Raw genomic sequence first — 3,810 nt, forward strand, 5'->3', positions numbered from 1 at the left:
GCCGTCTCCTCGACCGTCCCCCACTCGCCCCCCGCGCCACCCCCGTCTCCCCGCCGCGAGCGCCCCTCCCCAACTCCCGCCCGCACGCCCCCCGCACTCCAAGCGCTCGCACCACCCCCGCACTCCCAGCGCACGCACCACTCCCCCAATCCCAGCGGGCGCACCACTCCCCATTCCCGGCGCGCTTTTGGCCGGGATCTCGTCGGCGGCTCCGGGCGGAGGCATGCCGGAATTACGCGGCCGACCTTGTTGTTGTCTCTACAAGCGCACGCTGGCACATTTCCAGCAATCGAAGTGATAGCCGTGGAGCATCACGATGCAACAGCCGGGCTCGGGGGAAGGTGACTGATTTCCGCTAGCGCGGATCGACTCGGACTGACATGGTGGACAGCGTGAGTGCGAACGGTCTGGACTTCGAGCGCTGTTACCGTGCTGTGGCGACCCGCGATGCCCGATTCGACGGTCAGTTCTTCACCGCGGTGCGGACGACCGGAATCTACTGCCGCCCATCGTGTCCCGCTATCACTCCGAAGCGCGCGAACGTGACCTTCCTGCCCACCGCCGCGGCGGCACAGCAGTCGGGGTTCCGGGCCTGCCGCCGCTGCCTGCCCGATGCCGCACCCGGTTCACCTCTGTGGAACACCCGCGCCGACCTGGCCGCGCGCGCGATGCGACTGATCGCCGACGGCGTGATCGAACGCGGCGGCGTGCCCGCCCTGGCTGGTTCGCTCGGCTATTCCCAGCGCCAGCTGACCCGCGTACTGACCGCCGAACTCGGCGCCGGTCCACTCGCACTCGCCCGCGCCCATCGCGCGCACACCGCCCGCCTGCTGATCCAGACCACCCGAATGCCGATGTCGGACATCGCGTTCGCGGCCGGATTCGCCAGCATCCGGCAGTTCAACGACACCGTGCGCGAGGTGTTCGCGGTCAGCCCGACCACCCTGCGCGAGGAGGCGCGGCGGCTGCGCGGCGACACCCTGCCCGCCACCAACGGCATGCTCACGCTGCGGCTGCCCTATCGCGAACCGCTGGACAAGTCCTGGCTGGAATGGTTCCTGTCCTCGCACGCGGTACCCGGGTTGGAGCTGTGGGAGGACGGCACCTACACCCGCGCCCTGCGCACCCCGCACGGCCACGCGACGGTGCGGTTGAGCGTCCATACCGGGCATGTGCGCGCGGGCCTGGCGCTGCACGACATGCGCGACCTGGCACCGACCGTCGCGCGCCTGCGGCATCTGCTCGACCTCGACGCCGACCCGATCGGCATCGACGAGGCGCTCGGCGCCGGGTTCCGCGACGGCGCCGCGGCGGTGACGCCCGGCATTCGGGTGCCCGGCTGCCTGGACGGGCCGGAGCTGTTGCTGCGCACCATGATCGGGCAGCAGATCTCGGTGTCGGCGGCGGTCACCCATACCGCGCGCCTGGTCGACGCGCTCGGCGAGAGCGTCAACGGGCCGGTGCCGCGGCTGTTTCCGACCGCGGAGGCCATCGCCGACCGCGGCGCCGAGGTGCTGACCGGCCCGGCCCGCCGGACCGCCTCCATCCTGTCGGCCGCCCGGGCGCTCGCATCCGGCGATCTGTCGCTGCACGCGGGGCGCACGGCGGGCGATGTGCGGCGGGATCTGCTGGCGCTGGACGGGGTTGGGCCGTGGACCGCCGACTACGTCGCCATGCGCCTGCTCGCCGATCCGGACATCCTGCTGCACACCGACCTGGTGGTGCGGCAGGGCGCGGCCCTGTTCGGGATCGATCTGACCGACACCGCGCGCTGGGCGCCGTGGCGGTCCTATCTGTCCATGCATCTGTGGAAGCGGGCGCTGACCGAGCGTACGGTCCCCGCGATCACCACCAACGGCTCGGTGAAAGTGGGTGTACGGCAGTGACTTCCGCCGACTACGCGACGGTCTCCACTCCACTCGGGCCGTTCACGACGCTCATGGACGGCGAGGGCGCCGTGCTCGCGTCCGGATGGACGGCCGACGCCGAAGGGCTCCGGGCGCTGGTGCATCCTCGGCTGCGCCCGGCCGAGCTGCGGCAGCGAGACTCCCTCGGCACGGTCACCCGCGCGGTCGAGAAGTACCACGCCGGTGAGGTTTTCGCGATCGACGACATCGCCGTGCGGCAGGTCTCGGGCCCGTTCCTCGTGCACGCCTGGGAGGTATTGCGCAAGATCCCGGCCGGAAGCCCGGTCACCTACACGGCCTTCGCGAATCTGTCCGGCCGCCCGGAGGCCGTCCGCGCCGCCGCCAACGCCTGCGCCCGCAACGCCGCCGCCCTCTTCGTCCCCTGCCACCGCATCCTCCGCACCGACGGCTCCCTCGGCGGCTTCCGCTGGGGCCTCCCCACCAAACGCTGGCTCCTCACCCACGAATCCACACCCCCGACCTAACTCCTCCCGCACCCCTTCCATGACCCCGCACCGCCTACAGGACCATGCAGCCAGTGCGGGAACATGCGGAGAGTGCGAGAAGGACGGCCCGCCTGTTCGAGGGGCGCCCACAGACACGCCAACGTTCCCGCACCCACTGCTGGCCCCCGCACCCCCTACAAGAGCCTGCAAGCAGTGCGAGAACATACAAGGAGTGCGGGAAGGTGAGGCCAACGTTTCCCGCACTCCCTGTTGGCTCCCGCACTCTCTGTGAGGGCCTGTGGGGGGTGCGGGGGCATGCAGGGGGTGCGGGAAGTGGGGTGGGGGTTAGAGGATGGTTTGGAGGTGGGAGCCGGTGGGGGCGCGGAGGACGTGGAGGCGGCTTGGGATGCGTTGGCGCATTTCGTCGACGTGGCTGACTACGCCGACTACCCTGCCGCCGGAACGCAGTTCGTCGAGGACGCCCATGACGGCGTCGAGGGTGTCGGCGTCGAGGCTGCCGAAGCCCTCGTCGATGAACAGGGTGTCGAGCACCAGGCCGCCCGATTCCGCCGCCACCACATCGGCTAGGCCGAGCGCCAAAGCCAATGAGGCCATGAAGGTTTCGCCGCCGGACAGCGTCTTGGCGGGGCGAACGGCGCCGGTGTAGTCGTCGCGAATGTCGAGCCCCAGCCCACCGCGACGGCCGCGGGGTCCCGCCACGTCGGAGTGCACGAATTCGTAACGGCCACCGGACATCCGGCCCAGGCGCACGGAACCGGCCACCGCCACCTCCTCGAGGCGGGCCGCCAGCACATAGGAACGCAGCGACATCCGGCGATTGTTCTCGCCCCGCCCGGCCACCACCTCGGCCAGCCCGGCCAGCTCGTCGTGGGCCTGCTGCGCGGGGGCGATGCGGTCCACCGCCGCCCAGAGCTGACTGCCCAGCTCCTCCAGCTGCGCCACGCGGCGGGTCGCCTCGGCGTGCGTGGCCACCGCGGCATCCAAGCGCGTACGTGCCTGTGCCACTTGAGTTTCCAGCGCCTCGAGGTCGCCCGGCTCGGCATCGGCCGCGGCCCGGATCTCCGGTTCGGCCAAGACCGCGTCGGCGTGCGCGCGGGCCCGGTCCGCGGCCACCAGCTCCGCCTCGATCTCGGCCTGCCGCTGCGCGCTGCGGGTCGCGGCGTCCACCACCTTGGCATACGCCGCCAGGACGGCGTAGTCGGGCCCGGAATCGCCCTCGGCCCCAGCGACATCCACCTCGGCGGTCAGCGCGGCGGCGCGAGCGAGCTGGTCGACGCGGCGCGCCAGGGCGCCGACCTGGTCGCGGGCGGTAGCGGCCTCGGCACGGGCGGTACGCAGGTCGGCGGCATCGCGGACGAGTGCCTCCAGGCGGGCGCGGGGGGGGGGCCCCCGGGCGGCGGGGCCCCCCCCCCCCCCCCCCCGGGGGGGGTGGTGAG

The 3,810-nt window shown here is 72.2% G+C and carries 3 protein-coding genes; 2 read left to right on the forward strand and 1 reads right to left on the reverse strand.

The window, feature by feature from the left end; genetic code table 11:
- The first annotated feature begins 380 nt into the window (after window positions 1-380).
- Together QH290_RS03640 and QH290_RS03645 are read left to right on the forward strand one after the other, a co-directional pair.
- On the forward strand, window positions 381-1,886 hold the full coding sequence (locus QH290_RS03640) for an AlkA N-terminal domain-containing protein (RefSeq protein ID WP_280265027.1): 1,506 nt from the start codon (window positions 381-383) through the stop codon (window positions 1,884-1,886).
- A gap of 53 nt (window positions 1,887-1,939) precedes the next feature.
- Complete coding sequence (locus QH290_RS03645; RefSeq protein ID WP_280265028.1) at window positions 1,940-2,392, forward strand: methylated-DNA--[protein]-cysteine S-methyltransferase; 453 nt, start codon at window positions 1,940-1,942, stop codon at window positions 2,390-2,392.
- Window positions 2,393-2,698: 306 nt separating this feature from the next.
- Here the strand turns inward: QH290_RS03645 and QH290_RS03650 are convergent.
- A partial coding sequence (locus QH290_RS03650; RefSeq protein ID WP_280381955.1) for an SbcC/MukB-like Walker B domain-containing protein occupies window positions 2,699-3,810 on the reverse strand: 1,112 nt, incomplete at its 5' end.

The organism is Nocardia wallacei, from assembly GCF_029869545.1.
Lineage (GTDB): Bacteria > Actinomycetota > Actinomycetes > Mycobacteriales > Mycobacteriaceae > Nocardia > Nocardia wallacei_A.